1 protein-coding gene is annotated in these 707 nt (G+C 50.8%); it reads left to right on the top strand.

What is annotated here, in order from left to right; all coding sequences use genetic code 11:
• Positions 1-42: 42 nt before the first annotated feature.
• On the top strand, positions 43-707 hold a 665-nt coding region (gene nrfD, locus R7040_RS26575; RefSeq protein WP_318097597.1), incomplete at its 3' end, for an NrfD/PsrC family molybdoenzyme membrane anchor subunit.

The raw sequence follows: 707 nt of genomic DNA, 5'->3' as shown, positions 1-707 counted from the left end.
CGACGGGCAGCCAGCTATTTACGACCCACAAGGAGAGCGCGCATGAACATCACCGAAGTGTTAGTCCAACCTCAAGCGATGGCTTGGCTCCCGTGGGCGGTGCAGTACTTCTTTTACATCGGTTCTGCTTACGCTGCCGCTATTTTGTTCCTAATCGCCCTATTATTTGAGCAACACACCAGTCATCGGTTACGCGCCGCGCTGGTGCTAACGATGGCCATCGGCGCTATCGTAGGCCCGTTGGCGTTAACTGGCGACCTTCACCAGCCGGGACGAGCTTGGCATTTTTACGTGCACATCACGCCGTGGTCATGGATGTCTCTAGGCTCGCTGTTCCTGCCTGTTTTTTCTGCGCTGGCGATTGCGACAGCATGGCTGTATCTGCGTCAGGATCTTATCGCACTGCGAAATCAACCGGGAAAAGTACTACCTCTGTTATCTAAGTTGTCGCTTGGTGAATGGGCTATTTCTCGCAAAGTGATGCTCACAATATCTGCAATCACCGTGTTATCAGGCTTAACCATCGCCCTTTATACTGGAGCTGAAATTGCGATCGTAAAATCACGTTCATTATGGCACCAACCCGCGTCACCAATTCTTTGGTTTGTCACTGCATTTATGGGCGCCGTCGGATTTTCTCTGCTGATTTGGTTACTGCTGCCTAGCCAATCGAAAACTCTCACTTCTGGTGTTAACAATCTACTCAA

The sequence above is a fragment of the Vibrio sp. 1069 genome, from assembly GCF_033340555.1.
The sequence above is the reverse complement of the archived record's forward strand: the minus strand, read 5'-3'. Positions and strand labels throughout refer to the sequence as shown.